Source organism: Desulfosporosinus sp. OT, assembly GCF_000224515.1.
Classification (GTDB): Bacteria; Bacillota; Desulfitobacteriia; order Desulfitobacteriales; family Desulfitobacteriaceae; genus Desulfosporosinus.
Map to the genome: position 1 here is coordinate 11635 of NZ_AGAF01000014.1, position 18309 is coordinate 29943.

General features: G+C 42.9%; 8 protein-coding genes. All 8 read right to left on the bottom strand.

Features of this window, described 5'->3' with window-relative positions; all coding sequences use genetic code 11:
- Position 1: 1 nt before the first annotated feature.
- Entirely contained in the window at positions 2-1651 is a 1650-nt protein-coding gene (locus tag DOT_RS01210; RefSeq protein ID WP_009612997.1) for a restriction endonuclease subunit S, read from the bottom strand.
- Positions 1651-3099 (bottom strand): N-6 DNA methylase, encoded by a 1449-nt coding sequence (locus tag DOT_RS01215; protein WP_009612998.1) that lies wholly within the window; start codon positions 3097-3099, stop codon positions 1651-1653. Before DOT_RS01215 ends, DOT_RS01210 begins: the two co-directional genes overlap by 1 nt.
- On the bottom strand, positions 3096-6407 hold the full coding sequence (gene hsdR, locus DOT_RS01220; RefSeq protein WP_348982131.1) for a type I restriction-modification system endonuclease: 3312 nt from the start codon (positions 6405-6407) through the stop codon (positions 3096-3098). The genes DOT_RS01215 and hsdR overlap by 4 nt, the downstream gene beginning before the upstream one ends.
- Before the next feature lie 692 nt (positions 6408-7099).
- Positions 7100-7243 carry an RNase H family protein gene (locus DOT_RS29465; protein WP_009613001.1) on the bottom strand — a complete coding sequence of 48 codons (144 nt, stop codon included), beginning with the start codon at positions 7241-7243 and terminating at the stop codon, positions 7100-7102.
- A gap of 197 nt (positions 7244-7440) precedes the next feature.
- Entirely contained in the window at positions 7441-8520 is a 1080-nt protein-coding gene (locus DOT_RS01225; RefSeq protein ID WP_009613002.1) for a DUF559 domain-containing protein, read from the bottom strand.
- Positions 8521-8762: 242 nt separating this feature from the next.
- Entirely contained in the window at positions 8763-13613 is a 4851-nt protein-coding gene (locus tag DOT_RS01230) for a DEAD/DEAH box helicase (RefSeq protein WP_009613003.1), read from the bottom strand.
- Positions 13576-17379, bottom strand: a complete 3804-nt coding sequence (locus tag DOT_RS01235; RefSeq protein WP_009613004.1) for a hypothetical protein — start codon at positions 17377-17379, stop codon at positions 13576-13578. The genes DOT_RS01230 and DOT_RS01235 overlap by 38 nt, the downstream gene beginning before the upstream one ends.
- A 101-nt stretch (positions 17380-17480) precedes the next feature.
- Positions 17481-18233, bottom strand: a complete 753-nt coding sequence (locus DOT_RS01240) for an NERD domain-containing protein (protein WP_009613005.1) — start codon at positions 18231-18233, stop codon at positions 17481-17483.
- Positions 18234-18309: the final 76 nt, after the last annotated feature.

Genomic DNA, 18309 nt, shown 5'->3' on the forward strand with positions numbered 1-18309 from the left:
ATCACCTCACACAGCCATATTCTCCATCGCTTTGCTTTTGAATCAGCCCTTTACTCTCCAGATGCCGAAGTGCCTCGATTACATCTAGATCCTTTTTACTGATGGATGCAATCTCTCGCATATTGGATGGGCCATTCTTTTGAAGCAGCAAATAGATATCTCGTTCCAGTTTGGAAGAAAGCTGTGAGTGGACTTGATCCGAAAGGACAATGGTAGGCGCCCTTTTCTTCTTGGGTGTTTGTTCCTTTTCATTCGCCTGCTGTGCAAGGCACTGCTTTAGTAACTCCAATGCACTTTCTTCAGTGGGGTCATTTGTTCCCAACTCACCGCGGAAGGCGCGGGCGAGGATAGATTTTTTGATAAGGTCTATTTGGCCCAGCATATCGGTACACGCGTCCTTGGCCTGTTGTTCTTTGGCAAAGAGGTCATCCAGAATGTAGACGATTTCTTGTTGTTCTGGAGTAGTAGGAACTACGACAGGAGTATTCGCAACTACCTTTTGGTTGATTTTTGGCATATTTCCTGCGGTACCCGTTGCATTATTTCTAAAATACTGAAGTACTGCATCTGTTTTCAGTAAGTATGCAATAAACTTTGATAATGCTCTGAAGTTCACTTGCAGTTTCATCATCAAGTCTGGATATATGAATTCATGCTTTTTACCTGTAAAAATCGCAGATGTCCCTACTTTTTCAAGCGAATTTGCTCTTTGGATAAGAATATCGCCAGGGTTGAGCCACAAATGTGAATCATTTGGGACTTCTTCATCAATGTATTTGAAATACTCTGGTAAGAAAACTCCAGATGTAGTTGCAGACAGTGTCATACTTTTCACTTTGGTTGGATGGTTTACAGGTGTAGGTGAATAACCATTCCTGGGTTTTTGAATCAAGTACTCAATAAGCGCTCCAGCTTTCCATGTCTCCATTCCCACGCCGTGTTTTTCCCGCCACTTAGCGGTAAGTTCACCAGTGAAAGCTTTGTAGAGGATGGCGGCTTTACGGGTTTCAAAGCTGTCCAGCACCGACTGTACTTTTTCTTTGGCCTCGTCCAGCTTGGAAAACAGGCTCTCGATGCGGTTCACAATCCGTTGCTGTTCGGCCAGCGGCGGGAGGGGAAAACCATGTTGACCTAAAAATTCTTTAGAAACACGCTGTTGCCCGACGGCACCAGACATATTTTGTTTGGCTTCATCGCGAAATGCTGGATTTCTTAAAAAGTAATATAATAACTTTTTATTTATAGCATTTGAAGGACGTAAAACAAAAAACTCTGTCGACCCATAGCCAAATTTATTTTCCAAATTTTCTGCAATGGCGGCTTTGCCATTTTCCATACAAGGAGTGATCTTAGCAAAAATAACATCGCCCTCGCGAAATGATGTAAATCCTTTGACGACACTTTTAGCAGGCCTAATTTCTGGTGTTTCAATGGAACCAGATACCTCCGATACAGCCGCCATTGGGACAAATGTAATCTTTGTTTCTAAATCTTTTGGCTGCTGTTTAGGTGGATTCAATTCAGATATTATGCCAGCCCTCGACCACACCCAATTCTCCGGCACCTTATAGGGCTGCTCCCAGTCCGGAACCAGAGCCTTTTTCAAACGTTCCTCCAAGGTGAGGGCGGTTTGTTTTTCCGCTCTCGCCATCAGTCTTGCACCTCCAGCGCGCGCAGCTCTTTCATCACGCTCATTAGCAGGCCAACCGCCTCTTCCAGCTGAGCGGCACAATCCTCGGCGCTGTCGGCAGGGTCGGGCAGATCATTGTAATCCAAAACGGAATCGTCGCGGATGAGTCCCAAGTCAAGACTGTTGCCCTTCTCTACGATCTGCTTTCGGGTAAACACTCGCCACCGCTCATTCTGCACAGCATGGCGATCAGCGGCGGTGTAAGCGGTTTCAAAGTCCGCGAAATGCTCAGTCTTCAAGGGCGTGGTCTTACCAAAGGAAGGCATATTGGTGCGCAGATCGTAGAACCAAACCTCTTTGGTGTTGCCTTTTTCGCTCTGCCCACGGGTGAAGAACAGTACATTGGTCTTTACGCCTTGTGAATAAAAAATGCCGGTAGGTAGCCGAAGGATAGTGTGTAGATTACATTTTTCCATCAGGTCAAAGCGGATCTTCTCGCCGTCGCCGTCGGCAAAAAGCACGTTGTCCGGCAATACCACGGCAGCCCGGGCCTCGCCATCCTCTCTTAGGCTACGGTAGATATGCTGGAGGAAGTTGAGCTGCTTGTTGCTTGTTCCATACAGAAAGTCATCTCTCCGGGCCTGTTCGCCACCTTTCTTAGTACCAAAGGGCGGGTTGGTGAGCACAACTCGGAAATTCCTCATCTGCTTGCCGAAGTTAGATAAAGTATCCCCCAGCAGGATCTCGCCGTCAATGTCGTGGAGCATGGCGTTCATCAGCGCCAATCGGTGGGCCTCATGCACCAGCTCACAGCCGGAAAAAGCCTGGGTGCGTTGGAACTCCGCCTCTTCCTGGTTGAGGGCAAAAAGGTCGTCCGTGTGCTCCTTCACATAGCGATCGGCGGCGATCATAAAACCAAAGGTTCCGCAGGCAGGGTCATTGCATCTTTCTCCGGGCTGGGGCGCTACCAGACGGGTCATCAAGTCGATAAGGACACGGGGCGTGAAATATTGGCCTGCGCCGGACTTTTTCTCGTTGGCGTTCTTCTCTAAAAGGCCTTCATACAGGTTGCCCAAGCCCTCCTCTTTGGCGGAGTACCAATCCAGGGCATCGATAGAAGTGATGATCTTCTCCAGGTTTTTCGGTTCCTCAATGTTGGAGACCGCACCCTGGTAAATTTGCTGCACACGGCCAGTACAGTTTTCGCCCAGATGGTCGAGCAAGGATTTGTAAAACTTTTTCAATTCCACGCCCTGGCGCTTTTTCAGTTCATCCCAGCGATATTCTGCGGGGATATTGCCCCGAACATCTCCATTGCGGAGGAAAGTCTCTTCTGTGCCCGTTTCCTTAGCCATTTTCAGAAAGAGAATATAGGTCAACTCTGTGACATACTGGTGATAAGTAATGCCGTCATCCCGCAGTACATTGCAGAGATTCCAGAGCTTAGCAACGATTTCCTGATTGGTCATGCAATATTTCCTCCGTCTTCATACAGGTAGTCGTTCAGCTCCAGTATGATGTGATCCAGCTGATTTTTAAAGATTTTGTCCAGACGGGCAAAGCCGCCAGTGTTTTTGAAGGCACCGCTCTCAAAGGAGGAGCGATCCAGTACATTCTCTTTCATTAGATAGTTTTCAATACGGGAGAGCCAATCCAACTCCATACGGCTGAAAGAATAGGCTCGGCGCAGTTTGTTCACCGCTCGTCGGATGCGCTCTTCGTGGCTGATAAGCGTGGAACCGATGGCATAGCTTCGGACGATGCTGATGATATCGGCAGTAATGTCCGCGTTCGTCGTCTCGTTAATGGCGGTATTGAGTTGCTGCTCGGTAAAGCCTTCTCTGTCCAGCGCCATGCGCAGGCTTTTCAGGCTCTCACGGGTCAGTTCTCGCGGGCGGGTGCAGACGATGTTCAGAGCAGCAATCTCGTTCATGCTGCCGGTAACAAAAGCGGTGAATTCGTCCAGATAGTCCTGAGGCTTCTGGCCGTTGCCATAGCCACGGGTATGGTAAATCAGTTCGTCCTCTTTAACGGAGACGACCAGTTTGCGCCGGGGGTAGAGTCCGCCTTCATTAAGCATCTGGAAGAGTTCCCGACTATTCAGCAAGCGCTGACGGGCTTCTTGAATCGGCAGGGAACGGATGTCCGCGATAAACTCCGTGGGGGTCTGGCCGCCGGATAGGTAGGCAAAGTTCTCCTGCACTTGAGCGGTCAGATTCCGCTTTTTGCGCTGGAGTTTGGCCAGGAGCATGTCCATCTGATAGGCGATCTGCTCCTCGGTGGGCAGCATTTCAAGTCCGTCCAGCAGGTCAGTTAAGGTTGCGTAGGGATTGGCCACCACCGGCTTCATCGTGCTAACGGGTTCCAGTGACTCATAAACACCCACTGGATCATAAATCTCAAAGTGAGTCTTGTTGAATTTATCGCACAGACGGGTGGCACGACCCAGCATCTGTTCAAACAGTATGCGCGACTTCACCCGGCGCAGGAAAATCAAGGTGTCGATTTCAGGCACATCCACACCGGTCGTCAGCAGGTCGACCGTCACGGCTACTGTGGGATAACGCTCGTTTTTAAACCGCTTGATGGCCTCCATGACCTTTTTCGGATTGCCGCCGCCAACGCTGCCTGTTATTTTCAGGACGGCATCGTTATCCACGCCCAGATCGCCAAAAATTTCTTTGAGGATTTTTACAATTAAATCCGCGTGCTGGTCACTCGCGGCGTAAATCAGGGTTTTTCCCGGTCCCTCGGGATTGATATTTTGAGCAATTTCCATTAAAACCGTGCGATTGAAGGCCTCGGTGATCACCTGACGGTTAAACTTGTCTACGTCAAAGTGAAGTTCATCTGCCAACTCGTCACTGTTGGTGATCTCCCCGGTAACCGGGTCGCAAATCGCGACGGTTTCCCCCCTATCGTAGTGGATGCCCTCTTTGCCCAGTTTGGTCCCAATATTGTGAGGAGCGTCATGATCGACCAGGAAACCATCAATGACGGCTTCCCGATAGGAATAATTAAACACAGGCTTGCCGAAAATCTCAGTAGTATGCAAAGCCGGTGTGGCTGTCAGGGCAACTTTTACCGCATCGAAATACTCGATCACCGTGCGGTACTTGCTCTGAAAATCGGTCTGATCCCGGTAGATCAGTTCATCTTCGCCCATTTCCTTATCCAACGTATAGCCGCGGTGGGCCTCGTCGATCACAATCAAATCATAGTCGGTGACAGCAGGCATCGTATCCTCTTCATTATAAAGGATGCGTTTAACTAAGCTCTGTACGGTAGCCACATGAATTTTTGTTTCCCGGTCGATTTCCTTGTCATCCAGTTCTTTAATATTATAAATTTCCTCCAAGGTCATCAAATCTTCGATTTTGACTTCTTTAAAGACGTCCTGGGCCTGTTCACCCAGAGCAGTGCGATCCACCAAAAACAAGATTCGTTTGAAACGCCTGGCTTTAAGGAAACGGTAAATCATGCCCAGCACAGTGCGAGTCTTACCCGTGCCGGTAGCCATGGAAAGCAGAGCTGTAGGATTACCGCCCTGAATGGCCTGCTCCGCCGCTTCAATAGCGCGAATTTGATACTCACGCAGATTCAGTCCGTCTTTGTCGCGGAGTAAATCGAAAGAAGTATCTTTCAACTTCTGGTCCGCAGCGGCCATGTCTTGTTCCAGCAACTCCAGCAAACCCGCAGGACTCATCCACCCTTGGAGCGCCTTGGGTACATTGGCTGAGTCCCGCAGATCCAAAAACCAGATGCCGGATTTCGTTTCCAACTGTTTTAAGTAGGGGCGGCCATTGGTCGCAAAGGTAAAAGGGACTTTGTAATTGCCCCAAGCTCCCATCTGATATTTCGTGTGCTCAGATTTGATCGTCTTGGCATAGTCCTTACACTGGTAATCAATTACAGCGGAAATATCCTTATACTCAGCCTTGGCCTCAATGACGCTTACCAGCTTTAGCCCGACAAACAGAGCATAATCAGCCTTGCCGAAATTGCTCACGGTGGAATCCGTGGGCCATTCAGCAATAGCAAGATTACGCCCCTTCTCCGGACGGGTGCCTTTGGAGTATCTGAGGTTGACGGTATCAGCTCGCCATCCTACCTTTCGTAGCTGTTCGTCAATGAGATAGCGGGTTTCTGCCTCGCTGTGCTTCATTTGACCTGCAGCGGTGGCCGCTCGGTTTACGCGGGCGGACTTGGTCACAACAGCAACTTTGGGGGCAGCTTTCAGGCCAAGCAGGCGCTGAATTTCCGCCTCTTTCTCCTGAAGTAGAGCTTCGTAATCCTGCTGAGTACTATAATCCTCTGGAAGAACATAATCCTTAGGAAGATAATCCCAGTCACCATAGGTCTGTTCAAACCAGACTGCGAGGCTGTGCGTCATCTTAAGCAGAGTTTTACAGTCTTCAAAAGAGTCATAGTTTGCATGGACAGCCTTATTCCTTGCCGTCCGCAAAGCATAGAGAATGTCATCAATATCTTTAGGGATGAGTCCCTCTTTCTTCAATAGCTTGATGCGGTTGGCGTGCGTATTATCATAGGAAGGCTCGGGAATATGGTCCATCTGCATCATCTGGTGGATAATTGTTTCACCAATCATCCCCAGCTTAAGCAGGCAGGAGTTGGAATCGGAATACAGATAGTTCTCTGCGGTTTCGCCTAATTGTGCTAGGATAGGAAAGTTTTTCTTCAAAAACTCAAAGTTACTTTTCACCTTCTCTATCCTCCTTTGATCTGCGGTATCGACCATCAGTCGTTTTTTCTGCATCTTTTGGGATCTCCCATACGTTCCCCAACCGAGTTACTCCGTAGATTTTTTCCTGTTCGCTAAGATTCTAGACATGTCGGGTAGGCAGATCCCAGCGTTATGCAATCTCTTTTGTCGTAACATATTCCATCCCAAAGAACGCCCATTGCACAATGATTTCATTTATCATAATCATATTTTACTTTTGCGAACAGTGCAAGCAATAGATAAGCACCGAGATTTAGAATTCATCTTAATCCATAGCGTATGATTATTCCGCGTTCACGTGCTTTTTGGGCGGTATACAATTTCAACCAATACATTTTTAATTCTATGATAGATTCATCACAGAAGTATAATTTTCTGATGTTATTAAACATATTTATCTTCACATTCCTGCTGCATCTCATTAAACCTTTATGTCAATGGTTCACACAGTTCAAGACATTCCCCCTTGGCAATTAGGACACTTCCTTTGCCAAATATCAGAACCATTTACCTTATATCCTACATTCCCGAATCTTTATACCTATGAATCCGATAATCCTTCGCTAATCAATGTCTCAGTCATTTTAAATATTTAAAGCATAGGTATAAAATATACCTATCAAGAAACTCCAAAAGTGCTAGGAATTCAGTGTTTATGCGGCTATGTTGCCTATCCTAGGTATAATTTTCAGGGAATGCAGGTAATCAAAATTGCAGTTCTGACATTAGATGGCGTAAAACCATTGCATGTGCTCTGTTCCTTGCTCATTTGTTCTTCCAAGAATCAAATACCTTGAGTCACTATAGACTGTGACATCACACTTTTCTTTCAATGCTCGTAATCCTTTTATTGCGGCCATCAATTCCATACGGTTATTTGTCGTGCTTCTATATACTCCGGACTCTCTCCTCCGTACAACTCTCTCCGGTGGTCTTTGTGAAAAGTACTACGCTATATCCCCCGGGTCCCGCCTGGATTCCTGATGCAACCTCCATGTGTATACATTACAACTTTTTTTAGTTGATCCTGCATAGAACACCTCCAAAGAAGAAAATAAGACATAAGTCAAAATATTTTTTTACCTATTTTTAATAGCTGAGATTGGATAGCACCTTTATGTCTTCCATACTTAAGTGACAGTTCCGAGAAGGACATACCAGCATCATAGTCCTTACTGAGTTCTTCATCTTCCTCTGGTTTCCAAGACTTCTCCAAACCTGATGGCAGCTTCTTAATAGTTATCTGCCCTAACTTCTTTAATCTTGATTCTGTTACAGCTATACTACGTTGATGAATTTCAGCAATATCTGAATCTATAATGCTGCAATTATCTCCATCTATCAGAATCCACTGTCTAACATTCTGAGCTTTAATATCTTCCAGTTCTTTATTAAGCCTTCCAATCGCAATAAACACTTTAATAATCTTATCCTCATTAGCTATTTCTTGGGGAACATTTAGAAATCGATTACTATTTTCAAATAGTACTAATACAAAAGCAATACTATGGGCTATGAAAAACATGTCTACCTGTTGTTTCGTAATCAGCTTCTCTAGAAACGGATATACAAAATATACCAACTGATCATTGATAGAGATATTACATACTTGAAGCTTCTTCTTTAACTCCTTAATTACTTTCGATTTAAGTCTTACAGTTTTCGAACCATTTATAGCTCCTTTTACTTCGCGTTTAAGTATTCCGATTACTTCTTGTATCTCAGAATAATCTAATGATTTCTGTCTGATTTTACTTATATCTACAAGACTAAGATCAATTTGCTTTCTTTTCAAGCTGTCATATTTCAATATTTCTTCGGATATTTTATGGACACAAACCGCAATATCCTGATGGATTTCTCTGCCGGAAAATCTCAGGACATCATCAAACCTATGCGTTATCAACCATAAATCTCTTACCGCATCACTTCCGCGTTGTTTAACAGTAGAGTGATAAGCCTTACCGTCGCATTCAACTGCGATTTTACAAAATTCTCCGTATACTACAAAATCAATAAAATACTTTGGAATATCCCGTCCTTTCATAGCAAAACTGACCTGCTCCTTAAACTTGATATTCCTCTCTATCAAAGCTGCCCTCATCTTTTTTTCAACGGGAGATTCAAGATCAATTATTCTGGTCACCTTAGTTCACCTTGCCCTCTGCCCAGTCATTTATATTCTAATGTTCTCAGTTTAGAATTATTGGCATAACGTGTCTTGTCGCGAAGGGTGGAACTTACTCGGAAAGACAATAATTGACACCCCATAAGCAGTTCCGCCTAGTAGATTGCCGAAAAATACGAAGTTTTTTGGGAATCGATTTTTCTAAGTCCTACTTACCCTCATGATGAATAATTGTTTGCGAGATATTATCCAATATTAACTTAGGTAAGATTGCCTTTTTTCATATCCTTTGCCTCTATTAACTTGTCGACATACCTAACCACAGAATCAGGCCGCTCCAGTAACAGCCATTCCAAATATTCTTTTGCCATTCCACGAGCCATGACATCGTGGTCTAATTGATTTGTGTACCCTCTCAAACATCCATAGCAAGTTGTCTCCTCACCACACTTACAGTGTCCGTCGACACGACGATAAGCGGCCTTCAATACGGCCTCAAGTTGGGAATAAATGCGTTTAACGTGTCCTGCTCCACCTGGTGCTTCATCAAACAGTATAACGACTGGCTGATTTCCTGATTTATCGATACATCCGTTAATATCCTCCCTCGATACTCCTAAGGCATCTGAGGCCCCTTCCAGTATGGCATACAATAACGTTGTCCAAGGGTCTTTGCCTTCCGTCGGTGTTACATGCCTCGTAGGGAATTCCAGCCACAATATATCACTTGTGAAAATTTGCCCTAAGGCAGCATTCGTCGGATACTTTGTATTCGAGCAATCGTGACCCAGCTTATTTTTGTGTTTAAAATCCTGTGGGTATGATTTGGCGTAGCCACAATATTTACAAATAAATAATCCTGCTCCATTCGTACCTTTGTTCATAATCACTAGTTTCCCTTGGGGCGAATATTTAGCCTGGATACTTTTGTCCCCAACTTGTATTTCGGCTTCTTTTTTCTCTGCTTCTTGATATTGATCCAAAGCATCAAAACCACCAAATTGAGTTCTTGTTGGATAGAAGCGTTTGGGTCTGCTATCCCCAACCTTTTTCGCCTTTTCAACCCAAGACGTCGAAAAACCAAAAATAGGGATAATCACTTTATGGGCTTTCATTGGACTACCACACCTGCACACTTGCAATTCTTCATCATTTTGTTCTTCGATGGTGGTAATCCCATCGGGGAAGGAGGTTCGTCCACAATCTGGACATTCAGAATATCGGTAAGTCGGCCATTCTTTGTCACGAATTTTGTTTATGGAATGGCTTGTCCACACCTTTCCCGCGGCGATGATTTCACTTCCAGGAGCGTATTCAGAAATTGCCAGCTTCAAGTCACGTGACAGGTCGACTTCCTTGGCTTCAGCTGCATTACTCCGGATATCAAGTTTGACTACATCAACCGGAAAACCATATTTTGGTATTACGCCACTTGAAGCCAGGAAGTTGATTGTTTGTTGTTTTTCAAACGTGTTTATTAGGCGTATCAAGTCACCATTGTTTTGCTTTTTCTCATTTCGTTTTTTCAGATTTTCCGAAAGTATTTCCAGATCTCTTTGCTTTTCCTCAATCGCATTGGTTAGTGAACCATCAACCCCAATTAACTTATCAACAAAAGACCACTTCTTAATCTCCAGTCGTTCCATTAATGGCAACGGAAGTACCCGCTCGATCGATTGCAGTAAATCCTCTGGTTGTTTCTCTAACTCTTGCTTTAATGCCACTAGAATGGTTTCTCCGCCATCAGTGCCAGCTAGAGAACGAACATTCCCTTTAAAATAGCCTTTGCATTCTTCATTTCTGCGGAAAAACCACGCTAAAACAATGGAGTTAACATGCCTAATCGCAATCTTATCGTTGTTTAACTCAATATAGGGCGACTTTATTTTGCCACTGATGATCTCAATGGGATTCTCAAAATAGTTTAAATCGTGGCTGTTGCGCCTCGCATAGGTGACCGAAAAGGCGGTTGCTGAAGTTCGACGTCCAGCACGACCAGCTCGTTGGACATAATTTGCTGTTTCCGGCGGGACATTTCGGAGAAGTATGGCTTCAAGTTGCCCGACATCTACACCCATTTCAAAAGTTGTCGTGCAGCTCAATACATTAATTTCACCCGCTTCAAACTGGGCCTGAGTCGTACCGGCTGCGTCTTTGTTGAGCTGTCCAGTATGCTCTTTGGCAACCATGGGGATAATCTTTTCACTACTATAGACCTTGGAATAATAAGGGTCATTTCTAAACTCTTTTGCTGAGATTGTTTCCAGGACACCTCGGCAGCGGAACTCTGGACAAATGTTCTTAACATTATGCGCCGTAATCTTTCCGCAGCGGTTACATCGATAAACGCTATCCTCTTCCTCGCAATAAGTGACGACCCACTTTTTATAGTTAAGTCTCGTGACTTCTCCTTCGCTGCCCAACAAGATTCGTTCAAAATAATTTTTTCCGCTTAAGGGACGAATTATATTTTCATAAATACTATCAAGAATCTCAAGCCCTTTAACTTTAGCCTCTTCACTTTTAGCACCCATTGTTTCTAGAACTTTGCGAAGATAATCATATCTCCTGTTATTGGCAGAACCTACGGGTAAAAAACTTGAGATCGTGCCTTTTTCACAGAGCCCGCTTTCGAATTTTCTAAAATAGACATTGCGGTTACGTGGGGTATAGCTTTCGTTTTCTGGATCAATATTTTCAGGGTATGTTGTCGCACCGGAATAGCGCAAGGTATCCATGATAACACAACATATTTCCCAAACTTCGTCTGCAGACAAATCCCATCTTCCGCTTTTCATAGGTACTTTTTCCGGGCTAAATTTAAGGTAGCCGCTGCCTTCCAAGCCTAGTTTTCGCTCATATCCCATGAATTCCTTCATTAAATATGTTGCCGCTACAATTTCCTTTTCTTGATTGGAAAGACTATCGGGATAAAGCACAGCGTCTTTAGCCTTTTTCACAAGAGTCCTCATTAAGTCTTCGAGCAATATTCCCTCCGGCTTACTTTTTAGCTCCCTCAGTATTAACCTTCGCCACATCAACTGGTTATACTTGTTATCCATATAGGCAGCAAAAAAAGCCGCTTCCTGTCTGTTATCCGAAAACACGAGCAGCTTTCTACCTGACTCATCATAATACTCAAGGTTTTTAAGCTCCTCTTCGACCTCGAAGAAGCTGTCTTCTGCAACTTTAGCTGCTACGGTAATTTTTTGTGGGGGTATCATGGAATAGAGACTGTTAGCTACGATGTAGGTGGATGGCTGATTGGCGGTCATAAAACGTTTGATAATCGATTTGGACACTCCACCACAGGCTGCACAAGTATTTACCTCTCTGGCCTTTGATTTTGTCTTCATCTTATAAACTATGATGATTTTGCTGCTGACCTCTGTGTTGCAGCATTCTTCCCGTCTCTTCGCACCTGACAGGGTCAGCTTGCCACATATTGTACACAATTCATAGACTTCTACTTTTTTAACATCTGCCGTTTCAAAGGCCTCATCATCACTATCCGTATCCACGTCATCACTGGCAACCACTTCACTGGTCAGCATATAGTACTCTAATTTTTCTCCCTCGATCGCGGGTTTCAAGTAGCCGTTTTTTTCCTTACCTATCAGATACTCTTGCCCACAGTTTTGGCAGTTGGCCAGTTCAAACACGGGCACTTTTTTATCATCGACATCAAAAAGTTCTTTCCTATCTAGAAACACCTGCTTTCTGGGATATAAGGCGACATAAACACCCTCTAAGGCTCGCACAAAGAGGTGGTATCTTGCTGGCAAAAGAGCCGCTGAATCTGCATCAGGTTTGGCCATGACTCCGAGTTCGATTAACAGAATAAGCCCCCTAACCTTTGTTGAATCCTCAGAATAATCTGCAAAAACTTGCTTGGCAACCTCTTTTAAGTTTTTGGGCTTGATTGCTAACAGATTTAAAGTGGTCACAATTCGTTCGTCTCGAACAAGTCTCTCATAAAGCCAGCTACCGGCCTTCAGTTCATCCTTCATAGCTTGGACATATGTTTTAAAATCCTGATATTCCTCCATAGAATGCTTTTTCATTCCCTCATCAATCGTACGTTTTCTGCGCTCAGAGGTGATAATATCCTCAACTTCAAATTTCTCATCAAATATGTTCGAAGCAAAGGCTGCAAGATCCGGTAAGGCTTCTTTATTTCCGAGAGTGGCACTGGTAGCAATACATTGCAGTACATTTTTCTCGTTTTGACAAACTCGTTCTTTAAGCCGTCTTAGCAACAGGGCAATTTCTGTTCCATTGGCGCCTTTATACGTATGAGCTTCATCTAAGACTAAGAAACGCCAGGCTCGAGCTTTATGTCCATCGAAAAAGGAGGTATCTTCTGGCCTAATCAAGAGATATTCCAGCATCGCATAATTTGTAATCAAAATATGTGGTGGGGTTTCTCTCATTTTCTGACGCGAGACGAGTTCATTAGGCAAGGGGTTCAGATCGGAGTCATTATAATCCACACCTTTGCGCTTGTTCTTGGCTTTAAATTCCTGTTCTTTCTTCTGACGATAGACCTCAACCGCTTTTTCTTCTTTTTCCAATGTTTCACCGGTATAGCGACCAAAGGTGATATTCGGATAGTTTGCTAACAGTTCTCTTAAGCGTTTCATTTGGTCATTCGCTAGAGCATTCATGGGATATAAGAGCAATGCTCTGATTCCTGGGGTCAGTGTATTGGCATCATCTTGAAACATCAGCTCATTGAAAATTGGATACATAAAGCACTCAGTCTTTCCGCTCCCGGTACCCGTAGCAACAATGATATTTCTTCTACCCGTCGCCAGTTTGCGAAAAGCGGTCTCTTGGTGAACATAAAGGGGACGATGGATTTCAGCAGCTGCCTCAATAAATCGGAAGCCTTTGCTCGCCACACCTTGATCAATAAGTTTCGCAAGGGTTGTTCCGGTTACAAAGGGTGGCGTGGCTTCTAAAAAAGGTCCCTTAACAAATTCGTTTTCTGTCAACGCCAGGTACGCTTGCCGGGTCAAAGTTTCATCTTTTACTTTTAGGATAGATTGCAGATAGGCTACATAATCATTTTTAATGGTTTCTGTCGTTTCGATGGGATGCATAGACATCGTTAATTTCTCCTCCGCTTCCAAAAATTAGAGTTAATTCAGCTAGTATCATATCTCGATAGAGTAGCTCAGGATAAGCGCCCATAGCATTTTTCCAAAAGGGCAGTAGTTCCTGTAAATCGGCTGCATTAATAACCTTTCTTGTTGCCAAAGCGTGCAAGACACTGGAACAGCCGATTTGATAAAATAATTTTTGATTTCCCAAGTTATCTGCAGACCTGTTCCTCAACACGGAATGAAAGTCCTGGAAATACGGTGTATATTTTACTGTTAGATTCTGCAATTTATAGATTTCCTGAGTTGCGTGTTCAATGTATTGTTTGATGCCAACCGTTTGATATTCAGGAGTGAGCTCATAAATGAGCGTTAAATAATTTTTTCCAAACAACTCATACCCATCCGTGTGACTGAGATCGGGAGTTTGCCTGCTCCAATTGCCTTTTTTATCAGCAACCCAAAGCTTCGAGTATTCGTTGCCATCGCCCCAAACTCTCTTTGAGCATTCAAAATGGACGTATTTACATTTACATCGACCACTAAGACATCGCTCGATGCATTCAATCCAGTTGTAACTGTCACAGCTTGATTTTGGAGTGAACGTAATCATTTCCTCTAAAGATTCCCAGCCAATTCTATTTATAACGCGGTCAATATCCACTGAAATGTTTCTGACGCAGCCCCTCAGATTTATCAAAATCGCCATTTTCTCATTAATATCCCACATTCTTTGGACGGAGGACTTATCAAACACTACCATTCCGTTAGGACAAAAAAGGTAGAGTTGTAGTTCTTGGATGATCCATTTACAATCAAGGTCTGACTTTTTACTCTTTAACAATATCTGGAGTATTTCAAGCCGATCGGTATTGGTAAGAATAAAGTCATTAATTAGATTACATAGTTTGGAAAGCTCCAATTTATCTTCTGTTGCCAAATTGCTCATTGTTCCCGAGTTAATGAGTAACGAAAATAACAACTCTGAGCATCCCTTGGCTTCAAACACCATCTTAACTTGTTCTATTTGAACTCTGAGTCTTGCTGACAAGGCAATAATCCACTCTCGTTTCTTCAGGGCGATTATAGCAGCCGAGAGCCAATCCCCTAAATTGTTACTTTTGCTGGCAAAGACTTTTTCTAAAACTTGCTTCCCATTAACACAAATAACATGCTCAGAATCGTAGAAAGGTATCGCTTGCTCCTCATCCTCAAAAAATGAAAAATCCAGGTCTTCCTTAGCATCAATATAATAGGAGCCTTCGCTTAAAGGCACTTTCAACTCGATGCCCTCGAATTTTTTTCCTTCCTTGCCGGTGAGTGTTCGCACTGTGTCAGTAAGCGAATAGGTTATGGGCTTCCGATCAAAATCATTTAAAGAAGTAAGTTCCAAGCGTTTATTCAACAGCTCGTTTTTAGTGCTTGGATCCCAATAAACAATGGGTTTATCTTTAAGCAGTGCATATCTTGGGTTCTTTAACTGTACAAAACTCCGAACAATAGCTAGGCAAATTGACCCTTCAACAGCATAATCCTTCGAAATATATAACATCAGCCGTTGAGGTAATAAGTGAGCCACCATGGTATCTTGAAATAAATTCAAGGTTGCGGACCCGTTACCATAATCGTCAAGTTTGATTTCCTTACTTTGTAGTTCTTCAAAATTTGCTCCCTCTAACACTAGTCGAACTGCCTTATATTTATCGACAGCGTCGGTAAAATGCAGCGCTAATCGCCAGGTAGTATTATGAAAATCCTCTCGATAAAACTGCTTTGTCATACCAATCTCTGTTAACTCAGTTTCCCGCTCATCCCAAAAACTCCACTCTAGTTCTCGAATGGTCTTCTTAAAGGGAAACTTCCGAGCACTACCATTATAGTTAAACACTACAAAACCCTTTATATAAGCGGGCTTATTCGTCGCAGAAATTTCCATCCAATCTATACCTTTGATCGATGGAAGGATATTTACGCCACTGTTACTTTCGAATTCTAAGCTGATTGAGTTATTCTTTCTGACATGGAAGGATACTCGACGATTTCTGAAGCTTATATTCGACGGCTGGTTATAGCTATCTTCAATCTTTGAAACAGATTGAATGGCCGGAGAAAGATAAAATGAGAAGTTTCTCCCATTTTTACCGTCATAAACTTTCAAATCGTACGCTCCGTACATGTCCCCAAAATATTCCTGAGCATAATCATGGATACTGAAGCGCATACATTTGTCATACACTTGAAAATCTAATTCTGAAAGGAACGCTATACGCCGAGTATTCGATAATCTATGAATCATGACTACTTGCCAGTTGATGAAAACTTTTTGTTCGATATTTTTCCCATATCCACTGACTTCAAAGGTTGGAAAGCGCGTATAAACCGGGATTTCTTTGCTATTGTAGATCTCATGAAACAAAGTGTCATTTTGTACAAGTTCTATATCAAACAAGTGGTTGCCTTCTAGATATATGACTTCGTCTAAGACTTGAATTATTAAGAGTGCATCTCCTTCAGTAGGATAGGCACAAAAGGCTTGGAACCCAGCCCAACTTTTAGGTAAATCTAAAGCTATTTGATATAGGTTGTGAAATTCTTTTATTTTAGTTGTCCTACTATCAATCACGACTACAGTTCCCTTTCGGGATAGAAATCTTTGATTTCGAGACAAGGCTGAACCATGTTCATTAAAAACTATAACCTTATTTTCGGAGCCTAACCCAACGACTGTCCAGGGTTTTGTCATTTGGACGTCTCTGTCATCATCTCTAAGCTGAATTGTGTAGATATTAGCAGGCTCCACAGGGATTTTTGCTTCCAATGTATAGTTCTTACTATTAGAGTTGTAGACTTGAGAATAATATATCTTGGCATTGTCAACATCATTATCTCTGATAATGGTCCATTTTAGTTTATAGATTGAATCCTGGCGCAAGGTTTGTTCAGGAATAAGTAAGCTAATTCCTCTTACTTCATCATAAATAAGTTTAGGAGAAAAGAAATACTGTGAATTTTCATTGTTTTTCCTGCCTTGTTTCTTTGTTTCAGCTCTCCATTGAACATACCTCTTAACGATCCTGTGCTGAATCCCTGGCACTTCAGGTATGTCTTGAACCTCTGTCTTAATATCACCGACTGCATGCATCATTTCTCGCAATTGGGCAATTAGCTCAATGGCTCTTTCTGTATGTAATTTGATATATCTTGAGACTGGAACGTCAACAAGGTAACTGTGATAACCCATCAGTTCACTCGCTATTTCTTCAGGTATAAAACATGTAGAATTTAAGGTACTGTCGATAATATCAAACAGTTTATCAAAGCAGGTGCTAGGAATCCCTGCTTGGCAGAGGATCGGCGTTACATACGCATATCCACCATCTTCAATAACCTGAAAATCATGTTTAGTAAAAAGATCTCGTACCATTCTGCCTATTTCTGTTCGATGATTTAGATTGATATCAATATTGTAACGGCTAGACCATCCACTCCAAAACTCGTTATTATCAAATTCATATAAGACAAAGTTAATAATATCGGTGACCATTAAGATCGGATACCGCTTAAAAAGTGCTTTTACGGTTGTTGTCGTTGGGGCTTTGCCTAAAGCGCTAGAAATCTTGGTCTTAATAAGACCATACTCGTCTGGACTAATATTCAAATCTCCCCATATCTCGCAATCACCTAAATAATCTTTAATATGGATTTCCAGCACGCCAATATCCCAATTGTCTCGAATAGTTATTCTTGGTATACCTTGTTGCGTATTCTCCATGAGAAAATCACCTTTCGTAATTCTAATAGCAGCCTTCTCCTTTCGAAAATATCTTAGAGATATATCGAAACTCCACTTTCATCGAAATCAAGATTCATCACCTAATTGTTAATTGTAAACCTACACTTGGGATAATTCTTACACCCTGTAAAATCTCCATATTTCCCCTTTCTCTTGATTAACTCCCCACCACATTTAGGACAAATATTAGCGCTCACTTGGCTCGCCACTTCAGCTTTCTTTTTATGTATTCCATCAACATGCTGGGTTCTGGCTTCCTTATCTCTTACATTTAGCGCCAGCAATTTCGCATATATCTCTTCCTTTTGCTGCTCAGTAATAGTTTCCGCTGTAAACTCTCTAATCGTTTTAAGCAATTTTACTGAATATATAACCTTGGTATTTGTCTTAACCTTTAAATCAGCATCAATAGAAAAAACAATGATCGGCACGTAATTTAACTCTGGGTATTCTTGCAAATTCTGCTTCAGAGCCAGAACATGCCCATAGTTTTGCCTTATCGGATTAAAGAACTTTTCCTTCCGCTTGTAAATTACTTGTGTCCAATGCTCCCCGTGCTCATCTCCCAAAATCCAGCCCTTATAGTTCTTTGTCTCTATTACAAAAATCCCGTAGTTTGACACGACTACATGGTCTATCTGAGAGGTCTTCCCATCAACTTTCAACATTAGATCGTTTATAACCTTATATTTTGTTGCATCTAACCTAGTCAGAAACGCCGATATTGTTTTCTCGCCAATGATTCCTTTGATTTTAGCCTTATACAATCGATAAATAAAAACTACTAAAACCAAAAGCCACAAATACCATAGCTCCACAAAAGCCTTTATCATTTGAGCGTCTCCCCCCTCATTTCCTCTCTCGGCGTATTCAAAGCCTTAGTCGTTTTTTTAACCCCTAAGTTTTTTC

What these genes read in the sequence shown, in the direction of transcription:
- DOT_RS01240 (WP_009613005.1), bottom strand. Translation starts at nt 18,233, where the DNA reads ATGATAAAGGCTTTTGTGGAGCTATGGTATTTGTGGCTTTTGGTTTTA.
- hsdR (WP_348982131.1), bottom strand. Translation starts at nt 6,407, where the DNA reads ATGCAGAAAAAACGACTGATGGTCGATACCGCAGATCAAAGGAGGATA.
- DOT_RS01235 (WP_009613004.1), bottom strand. Translation starts at nt 17,379, where the DNA reads ATGGAGAATACGCAACAAGGTATACCAAGAATAACTATTCGAGACAAT.
- DOT_RS01215 (WP_009612998.1), bottom strand. Translation starts at nt 3,099, where the DNA reads ATGACCAATCAGGAAATCGTTGCTAAGCTCTGGAATCTCTGCAATGTA.
- DOT_RS29465 (WP_009613001.1), bottom strand. Translation starts at nt 7,243, where the DNA reads ATGGAATTGATGGCCGCAATAAAAGGATTACGAGCATTGAAAGAAAAG.
- DOT_RS01210 (WP_009612997.1), bottom strand. Translation starts at nt 1,651, where the DNA reads ATGGCGAGAGCGGAAAAACAAACCGCCCTCACCTTGGAGGAACGTTTG.
- DOT_RS01230 (WP_009613003.1), bottom strand. Translation starts at nt 13,613, where the DNA reads ATGTCTATGCATCCCATCGAAACGACAGAAACCATTAAAAATGATTAT.